Raw genomic sequence first — 16,143 nt, 5'->3', positions numbered from 1 at the left:
CGGCTGGCCGCCGCCTTCGACTCCGTCGTGCGGATCGATCCGGCCCGAGAGCCGGCCATGAGCTTCGAGGCACACGCGGCCTGAGCGAACCGGCACCTCCTGTCAGTGGTGGGTCGTACGGTGGAGTCGTGCGTCCCATCACGAGTATTGAGCGGTCCGTGGCGCCCTTCGAGGTCGTCAGTCCCTTCCAGCCGAACGGCGACCAGCCGGCGGCGATCGCCGAGCTGGAGCGGCGGATCAGGGGAGGGGAGAAGGACGTCGTGCTGCTCGGTGCCACCGGCACCGGGAAGTCGGCCACCACGGCCTGGATGATCGAGAAGCTGCAGCGGCCCACCCTGGTGATGGCGCCGAACAAGACGCTGGCCGCCCAGCTGGCCAACGAGTTCCGCGAACTGCTGCCGAACAACGCGGTCGAGTACTTCGTCTCGTACTACGACTACTACCAGCCCGAGGCGTACGTCCCGCAGACGGACACCTACATCGAGAAGGACTCCTCGATCAACGAGGAGGTCGAGCGGCTGCGGCACTCGGCGACCAACTCGCTGCTCACCCGCCGGGACGTGATCGTGGTCGCGTCCGTCTCCTGCATCTACGGCCTCGGTACGCCGCAGGAGTACGTGGACCGGATGGTGCCGCTCAGGATCGGCCAGGAGATCGACCGGGACGACCTGCTGCGCCGCTTCGTGGACATCCAGTACGCCCGCAACGACGTCGCCTTCACCCGCGGCACCTTCCGGGTGCGCGGCGACACCATCGAGATCTTCCCGGTCTACGAGGAGCTCGCCGTCCGGATCGAGATGTTCGGCGACGAGATCGAGGCCCTGTACACCCTGCACCCACTCACCGGCGAGATCATCAGCCAGGACGAGTCGGTGTACGTCTTCCCCGCCTCGCACTACGTGGCCGGCCCCGAACGCATGGAGCGCGCGGTCACCGGCATCGAGAAGGAGCTGGAGGAGACGCTCGCCAGGCTGGAGAAGCAGGGCAAGCTGCTGGAGGCCCAGCGGCTGCGGATGCGCACCACGTACGACATCGAGATGCTGCGCCAGATCGGCACCTGCTCGGGCGTCGAGAACTACTCGATGCACTTCGACGGCCGCGAGCCCGGCTCCCCGCCGAACACCCTGCTCGACTACTTCCCGGAGGACTTCCTCCTGGTCATCGACGAGTCGCACGTCACCGTCCCGCAGATCGGCGCGATGTACGAGGGCGACGCCTCGCGCAAGCGCACCCTGGTCGAGCACGGCTTCCGGCTGCCGTCCGCGATGGACAACCGCCCGCTGAAGTGGGAGGAGTTCCTGGGGCGGATCGGCCAGACGGTGTACCTGTCGGCGACGCCCGGCCCGTACGAGCTGTCGCGCGGCGACGGCCAGGTCGAGCAGATCATCCGCCCGACCGGCCTGATCGACCCCGAGGTGATCGTCAAGCCGACCGAGGGCCAGATCGACGACCTGGTGCACGAGGTCCGCCGGCGGGTCGAGCGGGACGAGCGCGTGCTGGTCACCACGCTGACCAAGAAGATGGCCGAGGACCTCACCGACTACATGCTCGGCCTGGACATCCGGGTCCGGTACCTGCACAGCGACGTGGACACCCTGCGCCGGGTGGAGCTGCTGCGCGAACTGCGGGCGGGCCGGTACGACGTGCTGGTCGGCATCAACCTGCTGCGCGAGGGCCTGGACCTGCCCGAGGTGTCGCTGGTGGCGATCCTGGACGCGGACAAGGAGGGCTTCCTGCGCTCCGGCACCTCGCTGATCCAGACGATCGGCCGCGCGGCCCGCAACGTCTCCGGCCAGGTCCACATGTACGCGGACCGGATCACGCCCTCGATGGAGAAGGCGATCGACGAGACCAACCGCCGGCGGGCCGTGCAGCAGGCCTACAACAAGGAGCACGGGATCGACCCGCAGCCGCTGCGGAAGAAGATCGGCGACATCCTGGACACCCTCGCCCGCGAGGACGTGGACACCGACGAGCTGCTCTCCACCGGCTACCGCGGCCAGGGCAAGGGCAAGGCCCCGGTGCCGTCGCTGGGCTCGGAGCGCAAGCCCGCCAAGTCCCTGCCGGCCGCCGAGCTGGCGGACCTGATCCAGGAGATGACCGACCGGATGCACACGGCCGCCGCCGATCTGCAGTTCGAGGTCGCGGCCCGGCTCCGCGACGAGGTCAAGGAGCTGAAGAAGGAACTGCGACAGATGCGCGAGGCGGGTGTGGCGTAGCCGACCGGAGGGCGGGGCCCGGGCCTGGCCGGAATGGCACCGGTCAAGCCCGGCGGTGTCTCAGCCTTGCCACAAACGGGGAAACCCTGGGGAGGTCGGGGTGTCGCAGGGCCTAGGCTGGCCTGCGGCATCGCGCCCACGGGACGGGCGCGGGCCGTAGCAGAGGGGGCCTCAGCCGGGGGACGGCGACGGGGTGTTCCACCGGGGAGCCGGGCGGCAGCGACCGCGTGGCCGGCAGAGAGGACAACGTCGTGTCGGTGAACCTTGCCAAGGGGCAGCGGGTCAGCCTCCAGAAGGGGGCGGGCGCTGCCCTGATCGTGGTCCGGATGGGCCTCGGCTGGCAGGCCGCCCCCAAGCGGGGCCTGTTCGGCAGCCGCACCAGGACGATCGACCTGGACGCCTCGGCGCTGCTGTACGCCGAGCGGACCCCGTCCGACGTGGTGTTCTTCCAGCACCTGGAGAGCAACGACGGCTCCGTCCGGCACACCGGGGACAACCTGGAGGGCGGCTCGGGGCAGGAGGACGACGAGGCGATCCTGGTCGACCTGATGCACGTGCCGCCGCACATCACCCAGGTGGTGTTCACGGTGAGCTCCTACACCGGGCAGACCTTCGCCGAGGTGCAGCGGGCGCACTGCCGCCTGGTGGACGAGGCCACCGGGCTGGAACTGGCCCGCTACGAGCTGGCGGGCGGCGGGCCGCACACCGGCCAGATCATGGCCAAGGTGGTGCGGGACGGCGACGGCGGCTGGGAGATGCAGGCGATCGGCGCCCCGGCGAAGGGGCGCACCTTCCAGGACCTGCTGCCGGCGATCGAGCCCTACCTCTGACGGTCCTTTACCTTCTTTACCTTTCTTTGCCTTCCCTGTTACTGTTGACGGCAGCGGAGGGGAGTATTCCTCGACAGCCGACCCCGTCATCACGGGTGCCCGTCGTGGCACCCCGGGGCGCTGGCCCGATGGGCGGAAGAGACCTCCGGCAAGTGACGATGACTGTCTCGCCTACCTGCCGGAGGAGCAGTAGTGGACGTTTCCGTAACCATGTGGGTCACCACGATCGGTGTGCTGATCGCGCTGATCGTGGCCGACTTCTTCATCGGTGGCCGCAAGCCGCACGAGGTCTCGATCAAGGAGGCCGGGATCTGGACGGCCGTCTGGGTCGTGCTGGCACTGATCTTCGGCGGGTTCCTCTGGTGGCACTCCGGCGCCCAGCCGGCCGGTGAGTTCTTCGCCGGCTACATCACCGAGAAGTCGCTCAGCGTCGACAACCTCTTCGTGTTCATCCTGATCATGGGCAAGTTCGCGGTGCCGAGGATCTACCAGCAGCGCGTGCTGATGTTCGGCGTGATCATCGCGCTGGTGCTCCGGGCGGTGTTCATCGCCGGCGGTGCGGCGCTGGTCTCCCAGTTCTCGTGGGTGTTCTTCATCTTCGGCGCCTTCCTGATCTGGACGGCCTGGAAGCTGATCAAGGAGGCCCGGGCAGAGGAAGAGGAGGAGGAGTTCGAGGAGAACCGCCTGCTCAAGTCCATCACGCAGCGCTTCCCGTCGACCGACAAGTACCACGGCACCAAGCTGTTCATCCGGGAGAACGGCCGCCGGCTGATCACCCCGATGCTGATCGTGATGCTGGCGATCGGCACCACGGACGTGCTGTTCGCCCTGGACTCGATCCCGGCCATCTTCGGCCTCACCCAGGACCCGTACGTCGTCTTCACGGCCAACGCCTTCGCCCTGATGGGACTGCGCCAGCTGTACTTCCTGATCGGCGGCCTGCTGAAGAAGCTGGTCCACCTGTCGTACGGCCTGTCGGTGATCCTCGGCTTCATCGGCGTGAAGCTGGTGCTGCACGCCGCGCACGAGGCCGGGGCGAACGTTCCGGAGATCGGCATCCCGTTCTCGCTGGGCTTCATCGTGGTGGTGCTGGCCGTCACCACGTTCACCAGCCTGCGGGCCTCGAAGAAGGCCACCGAGGCCGAGCGCGAGCCCGAGAAGCTCGACGCCTGAGGCGCGGGCCCGGGGCGCCCGGGCCCGCGGCCGGACACCGGGGCCCCCGCGACCGTCGTCGGTCGCGGGGGCCCCTTCCGTGCGCCCGGGGGCGCGGACTACCAGCCGCGCTCGCGCCACTCGTCGAGGTGCGGGCGCTCGGTGCCGAGGGTGGTGTCGTTGCCGTGGCCGGGGTAGACCCAGGCCTCGTCCGGGAGGGCGTCGAAGATCTTCTCGTTGACGTCCCGGAAGAGGCTCGTGAAGGCTTTCGGGTCGCCCCAGGTGTTGCCGACTCCGCCGGGGAACAGGCAGTCGCCGGTGAAGACGTGCGGGTGGCCCTGCGGGTCGTCGTAGATCAGCACGATCGCGCCCGGGGTGTGCCCGACCAGGTGGCGGACGGTGAGCTCGACGTCGCCGACGCGCAGCGTGGCGCCGTCGGCGAGCAGCAGCTCGGTGGGGACGTCGATGCCCTCGGCGTCGTGCTCGCCGGCGGCGGTGCGGGCGCCGGTGGTGGCGACCACCTCGGCCAGTGCGCCCCAGTGGTCGTGGTGCCGGTGGGTGGTGACCACGGTTTCGAGGTCGTCCCCGACGGTCTCCAGCAGCACCGGGGCGTCGGCGGCCGCGTCGATCAGCAGCTGCTCGTCGGTGGCCCGGCAGCGCAGCAGGTAGGTGTTGTTGTCGTACGGGCCGACGGCCACCTTGGTGATGATCAGGTGGGCCAGCTCGCGCACGTCCGGCGGCCCGCCGACCTTGACCGCTCCGTGGTACGTCATCCGTCCGCTCCTCGTCCTAGTCCGGACCCGCCAACAGGGTTCAGGGCCATCCTCGCGCCGTCAGCCCATCGGGGGAAGCCGGGGGAGGGCGGTGTCGGGGGTGCGGCGCAGGCCGGCGCCGTCGGAGCGGCCGGAGAGCCAGGCGGTGAGCTCGCGCTGGGGGCCCTCGACGGTCAGCGAAGGGGTGCCGGTGCCGATCAGGCCGAACCGTCCGGTGTCCTCCGCGTGCACCTCGACGAGGGGCAGTCCGGGGCCGTGGAGCTTCCGCACGAGCTTGTGGAACTCCTCGACGGCGAACTCCTCCGGCCACTCGCCGGGACCGTAGCCGGCGTCCAGGTCGACGTGGTGGTACTCGACCTCCAGCAGGCGCTTGTGCGGGATGTCGGAGGCCGGGAAGACGTAGCCGGTGCGGTGCCTGACCGACGCCTCCCAGGCCTCGGGCGTCATCAGCGCGGCGGCCTCGGCGAAGCGGGCGTGCGAGGCGCGCAGGTCGGCGAGGTGGACGTCGAGCGGGCGGGGCGCGTCGCGCTCGATGTCGGCGTCGCGGACCTCGTTGCTCGCGTACTGCGGGATGTCGGTGCCGGTGCGGGCCCCGTCGAGCAGGTTGACCAGGGAGTCGGCGTTGCGGGCGAGGTGGGCCAGCACGTGGCCGCGGGTCCAGCCGGGGAGCGCGGAGGGCTCGCCGACTGCGTCCGGCTTCAGCGCGGCGGCGGTCTGCAGCAGGCGCTGGGTGCTCTCCTCGACCTGGCCGAGCCAGGCGGCGGCGGAGGCGGCGGACTGCGGGTCGGTCATCGAATCTGCCTTCTGTCGGGAGACGGCGCGTTGCCCGCGCGGGGCTTCGCTCGTTGACCAGGCCGACGCTACCGCCGGATCCGGGCCCTGAGCAGCGGGTTTTTCGGTACCCGCACGGTGCGGGTGCGGACCGTCCCGCTCCGGTCCTCACTCGTTCGGGTGGTCTCCACTGGACAGAGTCGAGATTCGAACGTCTGAGCTATAGGCTGGCTGCCGCATCCTGGAAGAAGTACCGAATCTCACCGCAAGCCCTCTCGCCCCGGAGAAAGGCGCCAGAAGCAGTGGCCGACCGCCTCATCGTCCGCGGTGCTCGCGAGCACAACCTCAAGAACGTCTCGCTCGACCTGCCCCGCGACTCCCTCATCGTCTTCACGGGCCTCTCCGGCTCCGGCAAGTCCTCGCTCGCCTTCGACACGATCTTCGCCGAGGGCCAGCGCCGCTACGTCGAGTCGCTGTCCTCCTACGCCCGTCAGTTCCTCGGGCAGATGGACAAGCCCGACGTGGACTTCATCGAGGGCCTCTCTCCGGCCGTCTCGATCGATCAGAAGTCCACCAACCGCAACCCCCGTTCGACCGTCGGCACCATCACCGAGGTCTACGACTACCTGCGCCTGCTGTTCGCCCGGATCGGCAAGCCCCACTGTCCGCACTGCGGCCGCCCGATCGCCAAGCAGTCGCCGCAGGCGGTCGTGGACAAGGTGCTCGCACTCGCCGAGGGCACCCGGTTCCAGGTGCTCAGCCCGGTGGTGCGCGAGCGCAAGGGCGAGTTCGTCGACCTCTTCGCCGACCTGCAGTCCAAGGGCTACTCCCGGGCCCGGGTGGACGGCGAGACGATCCAGCTCGCCGAGCCGCCGAAGCTCAAGAAGCAGGAGAAGCACACCGTCGAGGTGGTCATCGACCGCCTGACCGTCAAGGAGAGCGCCAAGCGGCGCCTCACCGATTCGGTGGAGACGGCCCTGCGGCTGTCCGGCGGCATGGTCGTGCTCGACTTCGTGGACCTCCCCGAGGGGGACGCGGAGCGCGAGCGGATGTACTCCGAGCACCTCTACTGCCCGTACGACGACGTGTCGTTCGAGGAGCTGGAGCCGCGCTCGTTCTCCTTCAACTCACCGTTCGGCGCCTGCCCGGACTGTTCGGGCCTGGGCAACCGGATGGAGGTCGACCCGGAGCTGGTCGTGCCGGACGTCGAGCGCTCGCTGGACGAGGGCGCGATCCACCCGTGGTCGGCCGGGCACGCCAAGGAGTACTTCCAGCGCCTGATCGACGCGCTCGCCGGGGAGCTGGGCTTCCGCACCGACATCCCCTGGGCCGGGCTGCCCGCCCGCGCCAAGAAGGCGCTGATGTACGGGCACAAGCACCAGGTGGAGGTCCGCTACCGCAACCGCTTCGGTCGCGAGCGCTCCTACAGCACGGGCTTCGAGGGCGCCGTCCCGTTCATCCAGCGCCGGCACACCGAGGCGGAGAGCGACAGCAGCCGCGAGCGCTTCGAGGGCTACATGCGCGAGGTGCCCTGCCCGACGTGCAAGGGCACCCGGCTCAAGCCGGTGGTGCTCGCGGTCACCGTCCAGGACAAGTCGATCGCCGACGTCTCCTCGATGTCGATCAGCGACTGCTCCGAGTTCCTCGGCGCGATGAAGCTCAACGCCCGGGACAAGCAGATCGCCGAGCGGGTCCTCAAGGAGGTCAACGAGCGGCTGCGCTTCCTGGTCGACGTCGGCCTGGACTACCTCTCGCTCGACCGCGCGGCCGGCACCCTGTCCGGCGGCGAGGCCCAGCGCATCCGGCTGGCCACCCAGATCGGCTCCGGCCTGGTCGGCGTGCTCTACGTGCTGGACGAGCCGTCCATCGGCCTGCACCAGCGGGACAACCACCGGCTGATCGAGACGCTGGTGCGGCTGCGCGACATCGGCAACACCCTGATCGTGGTCGAGCACGACGAGGACACCATCAAGACCGCGGACTGGGTGGTCGACATCGGCCCGGGCGCCGGCGAGCACGGCGGCAAGGTGGTGCACTCCGGTTCGCTGAAGCAGCTGCTCGCCAACAAGGAGTCGCTGACCGGCCAGTACCTCTCCGGCAAGCGGTCCATCCCGATCCCGGCCACCCGCCGCGAGCGGGACAAGAAGCGCCAGCTGACGGTCCACGGCGCCCGCGAGCACAACCTCAAGGACGTCACGGTCGGCTTCCCGCTCGGCACCTTCACCGCGATCACCGGCGTCTCCGGCTCCGGCAAGTCGACGCTGGTCAACGACATCCTCTACACCCACCTCGCGCGGGAGCTGAACGGCGCCCGCAGCGTGCCCGGCCGGCACACCCGGATCACCGGCACCGACCAGGTGGACAAGGTGGTGCACGTCGACCAGTCGCCGATCGGCCGCACGCCGCGTTCCAACCCGGCCACCTACACCGGGGTGTTCGACCACGTCCGCCGGCTCTTCGCCGAGACGCAGGAGGCCAAGGTCCGCGGCTACCTGCCCGGCCGGTTCTCGTTCAACGTCAAGGGCGGCCGCTGCGAGAACTGCTCCGGCGACGGCACCATCAAGATCGAGATGAACTTCCTGCCGGACGTCTACGTGCCGTGCGAGGTCTGCCACGGCGCCCGGTACAACCGGGAGACGCTGGAGGTGCACTACAAGGGCAAGTCCATCGCCGAGGTGCTGGACATGCCGATCGAGGAGGCGCTGGACTTCTTCGAGGCCGTCCCGGCGATCGCCCGGCACCTCAGGACGCTCAATGACGTCGGCCTCGGCTACGTCCGGCTCGGCCAGTCCGCGCCGACGCTCTCCGGCGGCGAGGCGCAGCGCGTCAAGCTCGCCTCGGAGCTGCAGAAGCGCTCCACCGGGCGGACGGTCTACGTCCTGGACGAGCCGACCACCGGCCTCCACTTCGAGGACATCAGCAAGCTGATCAAGGTGCTCAGCGGGCTGGTGGACAAGGGCAACACGGTGATCGTCATCGAGCACAACCTCGATGTGATCAAGACCGCCGACTGGGTCGTCGACATGGGCCCCGAGGGCGGCTCCGGCGGCGGCACGGTGGTCGCCGAGGGCACCCCCGAGCAGATCGCCGCCGTCCCGGAGAGCCACACCGGCAAGTTCCTGCGGGACATCCTGCCGGACGGCTTCGCGGACGCCCCGGTGGCCGCGGTGGCGAAGAAGGCGGCACCGCGCAAGCGCGCCGCCGCCAAGAAGTGACCGGCCGCCCCGCCGCCCCCGCAGCTCCCGCCGTCCGGGAGCCCAGGGGGCGGCGGGGCGCGCGCGGCATAGACTTCCGTGGTCCCTCGCAGCAGCAGCAACCGTAGGAGCGCACCGATGTCCGAGGCCCCCGAGAGCAGCCCCACCGCCTCCCGCCGCACGCTGCTCTGCGGAGCGGCGGCCGTCCTGGCGGTCGGCGGCACCGTGGCGGTCTCCGGCTGCGGCTCCTCCTCCTCGGGCGCCGGCAGCACCCCCAAGGGCCCGGTGGACCTCGGCCCGGCCTCGGCCGTGCCCGAGGGCGGCGGCACGGTGTTCCGCGAGCAGAAGATCGTGGTGACCCAGCCGGCCGCGGGCCAGTACAAGGCGTTCAGCGCCAAGTGCACCCACGCCGGCTGCATCGTGGACCAGGTGAAGAACCAGCAGATCCAGTGCCCCTGCCACGGCAGCCGGTTCGGCATCGCCGACGGCGCCGTGCAGGACGGCCCGGCCCCCTCCCCGCTGCCCGCCTACACCGTCACGGTCGAGGGCGGGAACCTCAAGGTGACCCCGAGCTGAAGCAGTTGACCTCCCAGTCGATCATCCTCCCGCAGCCCCGTCCCCACTCGGTACGGTGGACCCATGGCTGACCCGAGCACCTACCGCCCGGCGCCCGGCGCGATCCCGGCCTCCCCGGGCGTCTACAAGTTCCGCGACGCCCACGGCCGGGTCATCTACGTCGGCAAGGCCAAGAGCCTGCGGCCGCGCCTGTCGTCCTACTTCCAGGACCTGGCGGGCCTGCACCCGCGCACCGCGACCATGGTCACCACCGCCGCCTCGGTGGAGTGGACCGTGGTGGGTACCGAGGTCGAGGCGCTTCAGCTGGAGTACTCCTGGATCAAGGAGTTCGACCCGCGGTTCAACGTCAAGTACCGCGACGACAAGAGCTATCCGGAACTCGCCGTCACCCTCGACGAGGAGTTCCCGCGGGTCCAGGTGATGCGCGGGGCGCACAAGAAGGGCGTGCGCTACTTCGGCCCGTACGGGCACGCCTGGGCGATCCGCGAGACGGTCGACCTGATGCTGCGCGTCTTCCCCGTCCGCACCTGCTCCAACGGGGTGTTCAAGCGCGCCCGGCAGGTCGGCCGGCCCTGCCTGCTCGGCTACATCGGCAAGTGCGCCGCGCCCTGCGTCGGCAAGGTGTCGGCGGTCGAACACCGGGCACTGGCCGAGGACTTCTGCGACTTCATGGCCGGGCGCACCGGCAACTACCTGCGCCGGCTGGAAGAGCAGATGCAGGAGGCCGCGGCCGACCTGGAGTACGAGAAGGCGGCCCGGCTGCGCGACGACATCGGCGCCCTCAAGCGCGCGATGGAGAAGAACGCGATCGTGCTCGCCGACGCCACCGACGCCGACCTGCTGGCCGTTGCCGAGGACGAACTCGAAGCCGCCGTGCAGATCTTCCACGTCCGCGGCGGCCGGGTGCGCGGCCAGCGCGGCTGGGTCACCGACAAGGTCGAGGACGTCGACACCGCCGGCCTGGTCGAGCACGCCCTGCAGCAGCTCTACGGCGGCGGCGAGTCCGTCCCGCGCGAGGTGCTGGTCCCGGCGCTACCCGAACCGGTCGAGCCGGTGCGGGAGTGGCTGGCCGGCCTGCGCGGCAGCCAGGTCGACCTGCGGATCCCGCAGCGCGGCGACAAGAAGGACCTGATGGCCACGGTGCAGCGCAACGCCCAGCAGGCGCTCGCACTGCACAAGACCAAGCGCGCCTCCGACCTCACCACCCGCAGCCGCGCCCTGCAGGAGATCGCCGACGCGCTGGAGCTGGACTCCGTCCCGCTGCGCATCGAGTGCTACGACATCTCCCACCTGCAGGGCGAGGACGTGGTCGCCTCCATGGTCGTCTTCGAGGACGGCCTGGCCCGCAAGAGCGAGTACCGGCGCTTCCAGATCAAGGGTTTCGAGGGCCAGGACGACGTCCGCTCGATGCACGAGGTGATCGGCCGCCGCTTCCGCCGCTACCTCCGGGAGCGCGAGCAGACCGGCGAGTGGGCCGTCCCGGAGGCGGAGGACCCGGACACGGCCGGGCCTGGCGGCGCGGCGCGGGACGAGGAGGGCCGCCCCAAGCGGTTCGCCTACCCGCCACAGCTCCTGGTGGTCGACGGCGGCCAGCCACAGGTCGCCGCCGCCAAGCGCGCCCTGGACGAACTCGGCATCGACGACGTCGCGCTGTGCGGCCTGGCCAAGCGGCTGGAGGAGGTCTGGCTGCCCGGCGAGGACGACCCGGTGGTGCTGCCCCGCTCCAGCGAGGGCCTCTACCTGCTCCAGCGGGTGCGCGACGAGGCCCACCGCTTCGCGATCGGCTACCAGCGCAGCAAGCGTTCCAAGCGACTCACCGCCGGGGAACTGGACTCCGTCCCGGGCCTCGGCGAGACTCGCCGCCAGGCGCTGCTCAAGCACTTCGGCTCGCTGAAGAAGCTCCGGGCCGCCACCGTGGACGAGCTCTGCGCGGTACCCGGCATCGGACGCCGCACCGCGGAGACTGTTGCGGCGGCGTTGTCGTCCCGTACACCCGCCGCACCCGCGGTCAACACCGCGACCGGCGAGATCATCGAGGACGGGGCCGAACAGGCCGCCGAGCCGGTGGCAGCAGCACCCCAGACCGCACCATCCCAGGAGACGCCATGACGGCCGACGCCGCCCGTCAGCCGGTGTGCCCCGGCCCCGCCCGCCTGCCCGGGCCGGGGAAGGGCGGCCGCGCCGTGCGCGTTCTCCCCAGTAGGAAGACCGAGAGCGGGGAACCGAAGTGACCGTGTCAGACGTGGCCGAGAACGCGCCGGAGCTGGTGATCATCTCCGGCATGTCCGGAGCCGGCCGCTCCACCGCCGCCAAGTGCCTGGAGGACCTCGGCTGGTTCGTGGTGGACAACCTGCCGCCGGCCCTGATCCCGACCATGGTCGACCTGGGCGCCCGGTCCCAGGGCAACGTCGCCCGGATCGGCGTGGTCGTCGACGTCCGGGGCCGCCAGTTCTTCGACGACCTGCTCACCTCGCTGGACGAGCTGGAGAAGCGCGGAGTCCGGCTCCGGGTCGTCTTCCTGGACTCCTCCGACGAGGCGCTGGTGCGCCGCTTCGAGAGCGTCCGCCGCCCGCACCCGCTGCAGGCCGACGGCCGGATCGTGGACGGCATCGCCCAGGAGCGCGACCTGCTGCGCGACCTGCGCGGCGAGGCCGACCTGGTGATCGACACCTCCAACCTCAACGTGCACCAGCTGCGCGCCAAGCTGGACGCCCAGTTCGCCGACCACGACGAACCCGAGCTGCGCGCCACGGTGATGTCCTTCGGCTTCAAGTACGGCCTGCCGGTCGACGCCGACCTCGTGGTGGACTGCCGCTTCCTGCCGAACCCGCACTGGGTGCCCGAGCTGCGCGCCCGCACCGGCACCGACGCGGACGTCGCCGACTACGTGTTCCAGCAGCCCGGGGCCAACGAGTTCCTGGACGGTTACACCGAGCTGCTGCGCATCGTGACCGAGGGGTACCGGCGCGAGGGGAAGCGCTACATGACGCTTGCCGTAGGCTGCACCGGTGGCAAGCACCGAAGCGTCGCCATGTCCGAGCGTCTGACCAAGCGTCTCATCGCCGACGGAGTCGAGACGGTGCTCGTCCACCGTGACATGGGACGGGAGTAACCGCCGCCTTCCCTGCCGGGCCCGCCGGCGGAGCCGGTGGCGGGGCCGAGGAACGCGAGGTGATGTGTGGCGGGATATGTGCCCGGGCGACAGCCGCAGAGCAGGACCGGTGACCGGGTGGGAAGCCCGGCCCGGCCCCCGGCGCCGAGCCGTCCGCGCAGCAGTCCCGCCCGGACGAACCCGGCCCCCCGGATCACCGCGCTGGGGGGCGGGCAGGGGCTGTCCGCCTCGCTGTCCGCGCTGCGCCGCCTCACCAGCGACCTGACCGCCGTGGTCACCGTCGCCGACGACGGCGGCTCCAGCGGGCGGCTGCGGACCGAGCTGGGTGTGCTGCCGCCGGGCGACCTGCGCAAGGCGCTGGCCGCGCTGTGCGGGGACGACGACTGGGGCCGCACCTGGTCCGAGGTGATCCAGCAGCGCTTCACCGGCAACGGGGAGCTCGGCGGCCACGCCGTCGGCAACCTGCTGATCGTCGCGCTCTGGGAGAAGCTGGGCGACCCGGTGGAGGCACTGGACTGGGTCGGCCGGCTGCTCAACGTCCAGGGCCGGGTACTGCCGATGTCGGCGGTGCCGCTGGACATCGAGGCGACCGTCCGCGGTCACGACCCGGAGCTGCCCGGCGAGGTGTCGGCGGTCCGCGGCCAGGCGAACGTCGCGGTCACCCCCGGCACCGTGCAGTCGATCCGGCTGCTGCCGGACGGGCCGCCGGCCGTCCCGGAGGCGGTGACCGCCGTCCGGGAGGCGGACTGGGTGGTGCTCGGCCCCGGCTCCTGGTTCACCAGCGTGCTGCCGCACCTGCTGGTGCCCGAGCTGGCCAAGGCGCTCACCGAGACCCGCGCCCGCCGTCTGCTCACCCTGAACCTGGCTCCCCAGCCCGGCGAGACCGAGGGCTTCACCCCGCAGCGTCACCTGGAGGTCATCGCCGACCACGCCCCGGAGCTCGCGGTGGATGCGATCCTGGTGGACGAGCGCGCCGTCACCGGCGGCGCCTTCGGCCAGGCGGACCTCGCCGGTCTGGAGAAGGCCGCCGAGCGGATGGGCGCCGCCCTGGTGCTCGGCTCGGTGGCCCGCACCGACGGCACGCCGCGACACGACCCCGAGCTGTTGGCAGCAGCGTACGACCGGATTTTCCGGACACATGGAAGGATCGGGCCATGGCGATGACTCCAGCGGTGAAGGACGAGATCAGCCGGCTCCCGGTCACCCGGGCCTGCTGCCGCAAGGCGGAGGTGTCGGCGATCCTGCGGTTCGCGGGCGGACTGCACATCGTGAGCGGCCGCATCGTGATCGAGGCGGAGCTGGACACCGGGGCGGCGGCACGGCGGCTGCGCAAGGACCTCCTGGAGATCTTCGGGCACTCCTCCGACCTCGTGGTGATGGCCCCCGGCGGGCTGCGCCGCGGCAGCCGCTTCGTGGTCCGCGTGGTCAAGGACGGCGAGCTGCTCGCGCGCCAGACCGGTCTGGTCGACGGCCGCGGGCGCCCGATCCGCGGCCTGCCCCCGGCGGTGGTCTCCGGCGCCACCTGCGACGCCGAGGCGGCCTGGCGTGGTGCGTTCCTCGCGCACGGCTCGCTGACCGAGCCGGGCCGCTCCTCCTCGCTGGAGATCACCTGCCCCGGTTCCGAGGCGGCGCTGGCGCTGGTCGGCGCGGCCCGCCGGCTCGGCATCCCGGCCAAGGCCCGCGAGGTGCGCGGCGTGGACCGGGTGGTCATCCGCGACGGTGACGCCATCGGCGCGCTGCTGACCCGCCTCGGCGCCCACGAGTCGGTGCTCGCCTGGGAGGAGCGCCGGATGCGGCGCGAGGTGCGGGCCACCGCGAACCGGCTCGCCAACTTCGACGACGCCAACCTGCGCCGCTCGGCCCGCGCCGCGGTGGCGGCCGGCGCCCGGGTGCAGCGCGCGCTGGAGATCCTCGGCGAGGAGGTGCCCGAGCACCTGGCCGCGGCCGGCCAGCTGCGGATGCAGCACAAGCAGGCCTCGCTGGAGGAGTTGGGCGCGCTCGCCGACCCGCCGCTGACCAAGGACGCGGTGGCCGGCCGGATCCGCCGCCTGCTGGCGATGGCCGACAAGCGCGCCTCCGAGCTCGGCCTGCCGAGCACCGAGGCCAGCCTGACCGACGAGATGGCGATGAACTGACGCTCACCGTCCGTGATCGAGACACGGCCGGCGCCCGGCTTCCCGGGCGCCGGCCGTCGCCGTTTCCGGACGTCCCCGGCGCACCCAAATTGGTAGAGACCACTGGCCCGTGACCAACTGCCCGGCGGACCAAGGGCGGACGGCCTGAAATCGGGTTTGGGGCACGCCACGCCCAGTCTCAGCAGGCGGCGCGATGTGCCCTCCCAGGCCCGGGAGGGGTAGGGTCATAGGCGGTCGGGGACTTCCCAAATCTCACCCCCGTCGGGCTCCGGCCCGGCGTACCTAACGAGGAGATCGGTTCGTGACGATCCGGGTAGGCATCAACGGCTTCGGCCGCATCGGCCGCAACTTCTTCCGCGCGGTCAAGGCCCAGGGCGCGGACATCGAGATCGTCGGTGTCAACGACCTCACCGACACGAAGACCCTGGCTCACCTGCTCAAGTACGACACCACCCTGGGTACCCTCCAGGCCGAGGTCTCGCACACCGAGGACAGCATCACCGTCGACGGCCACACCTTCAAGGTGACCGCCGAGCGTGACCCGGCCAACCTCCCGTGGGCCGCCCTGGGCGCCGACATCGTCGTCGAGTCCACCGGCATCTTCACCAAGGCGGAGGCTGCGAAGAAGCACCTCACCGCCGGTGCCAAGAAGGTCATCATCTCGGCCCCCGCCACCGACGAGGACGTCACCATCGTCCTGGGTGTCAACGACGAGAAGTACGACGCCGCCAACCACCACGTCATCTCCAACGCCTCCTGCACCACCAACTGCGTGGCGCCGATGGCGAAGGTGCTGAACGAGAGCTTCGGCATCGTCAAGGGTCTGATGACCACCGTCCACGCGTTCACCAACGACCAGGTGACCCTGGACTTCCCGCACAAGGACCTGCGCCGTGCTCGTGCGGCCTCGCAGAACATCATCCCGACCTCGACCGGTGCCGCCAAGGCGACCGCCCTGGTCCTGCCGGAGCTGAAGGGCAAGCTGGACGGCACCTCGCTGCGCGTCCCGGTCCCGACCGGTTCCATCACGGACCTGGTCGTCACGCTGGAGCGCGAGGTCACCAAGGACGAGGTCAACGCGGCCTTCCAGAAGGCCGCGCAGGAGGGTCCGCTCAAGGGCATCCTGGCCTACACCGAGGACCCGATCGTCTCCTCGGACATCGTCAACGACCCGGCCTCGTGCATCTTCGACAGCCAGCTCACCATGGTCCAGGGCAACCAGGTCAAGGTGCTCGGCTGGTACGACAACGAGTGGGGCTACTCGAACCGCGTCGTCGACCTGGTCACCCTCGTCGGTGGGCAGCTCTGACGCGGTGGGAGCTGACGTGATGTAGGGGCGAGGGCCCGGACGGCGCACCATGCCGACCGGGCCCTCGCTCCG

12 protein-coding genes are annotated in these 16,143 nt (G+C 70.8%); 10 read left to right on the top strand and 2 right to left on the bottom strand.

The features are described 5' to 3' along the window. Positions 1-128: 128 nt before the first annotated feature. From uvrB to AB0D10_RS15365, 3 genes are all read left to right on the top strand, one after another. Positions 129-2,219, top strand: coding sequence for an excinuclease ABC subunit UvrB (gene uvrB, locus AB0D10_RS15375; RefSeq protein ID WP_360255908.1), 2,091 nt, complete (start codon positions 129-131; stop codon positions 2,217-2,219). A 251-nt stretch (positions 2,220-2,470) separates the two neighbouring features. After that, positions 2,471-3,049 (top strand): TerD family protein, encoded by a 579-nt coding sequence (locus AB0D10_RS15370; protein ID WP_360255905.1) that lies wholly within the window; start codon positions 2,471-2,473, stop codon positions 3,047-3,049. A 192-nt stretch (positions 3,050-3,241) separates the two neighbouring features. Then, the gene (locus AB0D10_RS15365) at positions 3,242-4,222 is read left to right on the top strand and encodes a TerC family protein (RefSeq protein WP_360255903.1); all 981 of its coding nucleotides are present in this window, start codon (positions 3,242-3,244) and stop codon (positions 4,220-4,222) included. Between the two features lie 98 nt (positions 4,223-4,320). Here AB0D10_RS15365 and AB0D10_RS15360 read toward each other — a convergent pair whose 3' ends face one another. Together AB0D10_RS15360 and AB0D10_RS15355 are read right to left on the bottom strand one after the other, a co-directional pair. Continuing rightward, a complete protein-coding gene (locus AB0D10_RS15360) occupies positions 4,321-4,974 on the bottom strand; it encodes an MBL fold metallo-hydrolase (RefSeq protein ID WP_360255901.1) in 654 nt (217 codons plus the stop codon). Positions 4,975-5,034: 60 nt separating this feature from the next. After that, the gene (locus AB0D10_RS15355; protein WP_360255899.1) at positions 5,035-5,766 is read right to left on the bottom strand and encodes a maleylpyruvate isomerase family mycothiol-dependent enzyme; all 732 of its coding nucleotides are present in this window, start codon (positions 5,764-5,766) and stop codon (positions 5,035-5,037) included. Positions 5,767-6,047: 281 nt separating this feature from the next. Between AB0D10_RS15355 and uvrA the strand changes: the two genes are divergently transcribed. From uvrA to gap, 7 genes are all read left to right on the top strand, one after another. Further along, positions 6,048-8,960 carry an excinuclease ABC subunit UvrA gene (gene uvrA, locus AB0D10_RS15350; protein WP_360255897.1) on the top strand — a complete coding sequence of 971 codons (2,913 nt, stop codon included), beginning with the start codon at positions 6,048-6,050 and terminating at the stop codon, positions 8,958-8,960. Between the two features lie 117 nt (positions 8,961-9,077). Beyond that, the gene (locus AB0D10_RS15345) at positions 9,078-9,515 is read left to right on the top strand and encodes a Rieske (2Fe-2S) protein (protein WP_360255894.1); all 438 of its coding nucleotides are present in this window, start codon (positions 9,078-9,080) and stop codon (positions 9,513-9,515) included. 63 nt (positions 9,516-9,578) lie between these two features. Beyond that, entirely contained in the window at positions 9,579-11,624 is a 2,046-nt protein-coding gene (gene uvrC, locus AB0D10_RS15340) for an excinuclease ABC subunit UvrC (RefSeq protein WP_360255891.1), read from the top strand. Positions 11,625-11,748: 124 nt separating this feature from the next. Further along, a complete protein-coding gene (rapZ, locus tag AB0D10_RS15335; RefSeq protein WP_360256023.1) occupies positions 11,749-12,627 on the top strand; it encodes an RNase adapter RapZ in 879 nt (292 codons plus the stop codon). A 66-nt stretch (positions 12,628-12,693) separates the two neighbouring features. Continuing rightward, entirely contained in the window at positions 12,694-13,791 is a 1,098-nt protein-coding gene (gene yvcK / locus AB0D10_RS15330; RefSeq protein WP_360255889.1) for a uridine diphosphate-N-acetylglucosamine-binding protein YvcK, read from the top strand. Then, the gene (gene whiA, locus AB0D10_RS15325) at positions 13,782-14,762 is read left to right on the top strand and encodes a DNA-binding protein WhiA (RefSeq protein WP_030238424.1); all 981 of its coding nucleotides are present in this window, start codon (positions 13,782-13,784) and stop codon (positions 14,760-14,762) included. The genes yvcK and whiA overlap by 10 nt, the downstream gene beginning before the upstream one ends. 301 nt (positions 14,763-15,063) lie before the next feature. Further along, positions 15,064-16,071 (top strand): type I glyceraldehyde-3-phosphate dehydrogenase, encoded by a 1,008-nt coding sequence (gene gap, locus AB0D10_RS15320; protein ID WP_360255886.1) that lies wholly within the window; start codon positions 15,064-15,066, stop codon positions 16,069-16,071. Positions 16,072-16,143: the final 72 nt, after the last annotated feature.

The organism is Kitasatospora sp. NPDC048545 (assembly GCF_040651155.1).
In the GTDB taxonomy this organism is placed as follows: domain Bacteria; phylum Actinomycetota; class Actinomycetes; order Streptomycetales; family Streptomycetaceae; genus Kitasatospora.
The sequence above is the reverse complement of the archived record's forward strand: the minus strand, read 5'-3'. Positions and strand labels throughout refer to the sequence as shown.

Excerpts from the sequence above, each read along its gene's own strand:
- AB0D10_RS15360 (WP_360255901.1), bottom strand. The coding sequence starts at position 4,974 with ATGACGTACCACGGAGCGGTCAAGGTCGGCGGGCCGCCGGACGTGCGC.
- AB0D10_RS15355 (WP_360255899.1), bottom strand. The coding sequence starts at position 5,766 with ATGACCGACCCGCAGTCCGCCGCCTCCGCCGCCGCCTGGCTCGGCCAG.
- AB0D10_RS15345 (WP_360255894.1), top strand. The coding sequence starts at position 9,078 with ATGTCCGAGGCCCCCGAGAGCAGCCCCACCGCCTCCCGCCGCACGCTG.
- uvrC (WP_360255891.1), top strand. The coding sequence starts at position 9,579 with ATGGCTGACCCGAGCACCTACCGCCCGGCGCCCGGCGCGATCCCGGCC.
- whiA (WP_030238424.1), top strand. The coding sequence starts at position 13,782 with ATGGCGATGACTCCAGCGGTGAAGGACGAGATCAGCCGGCTCCCGGTC.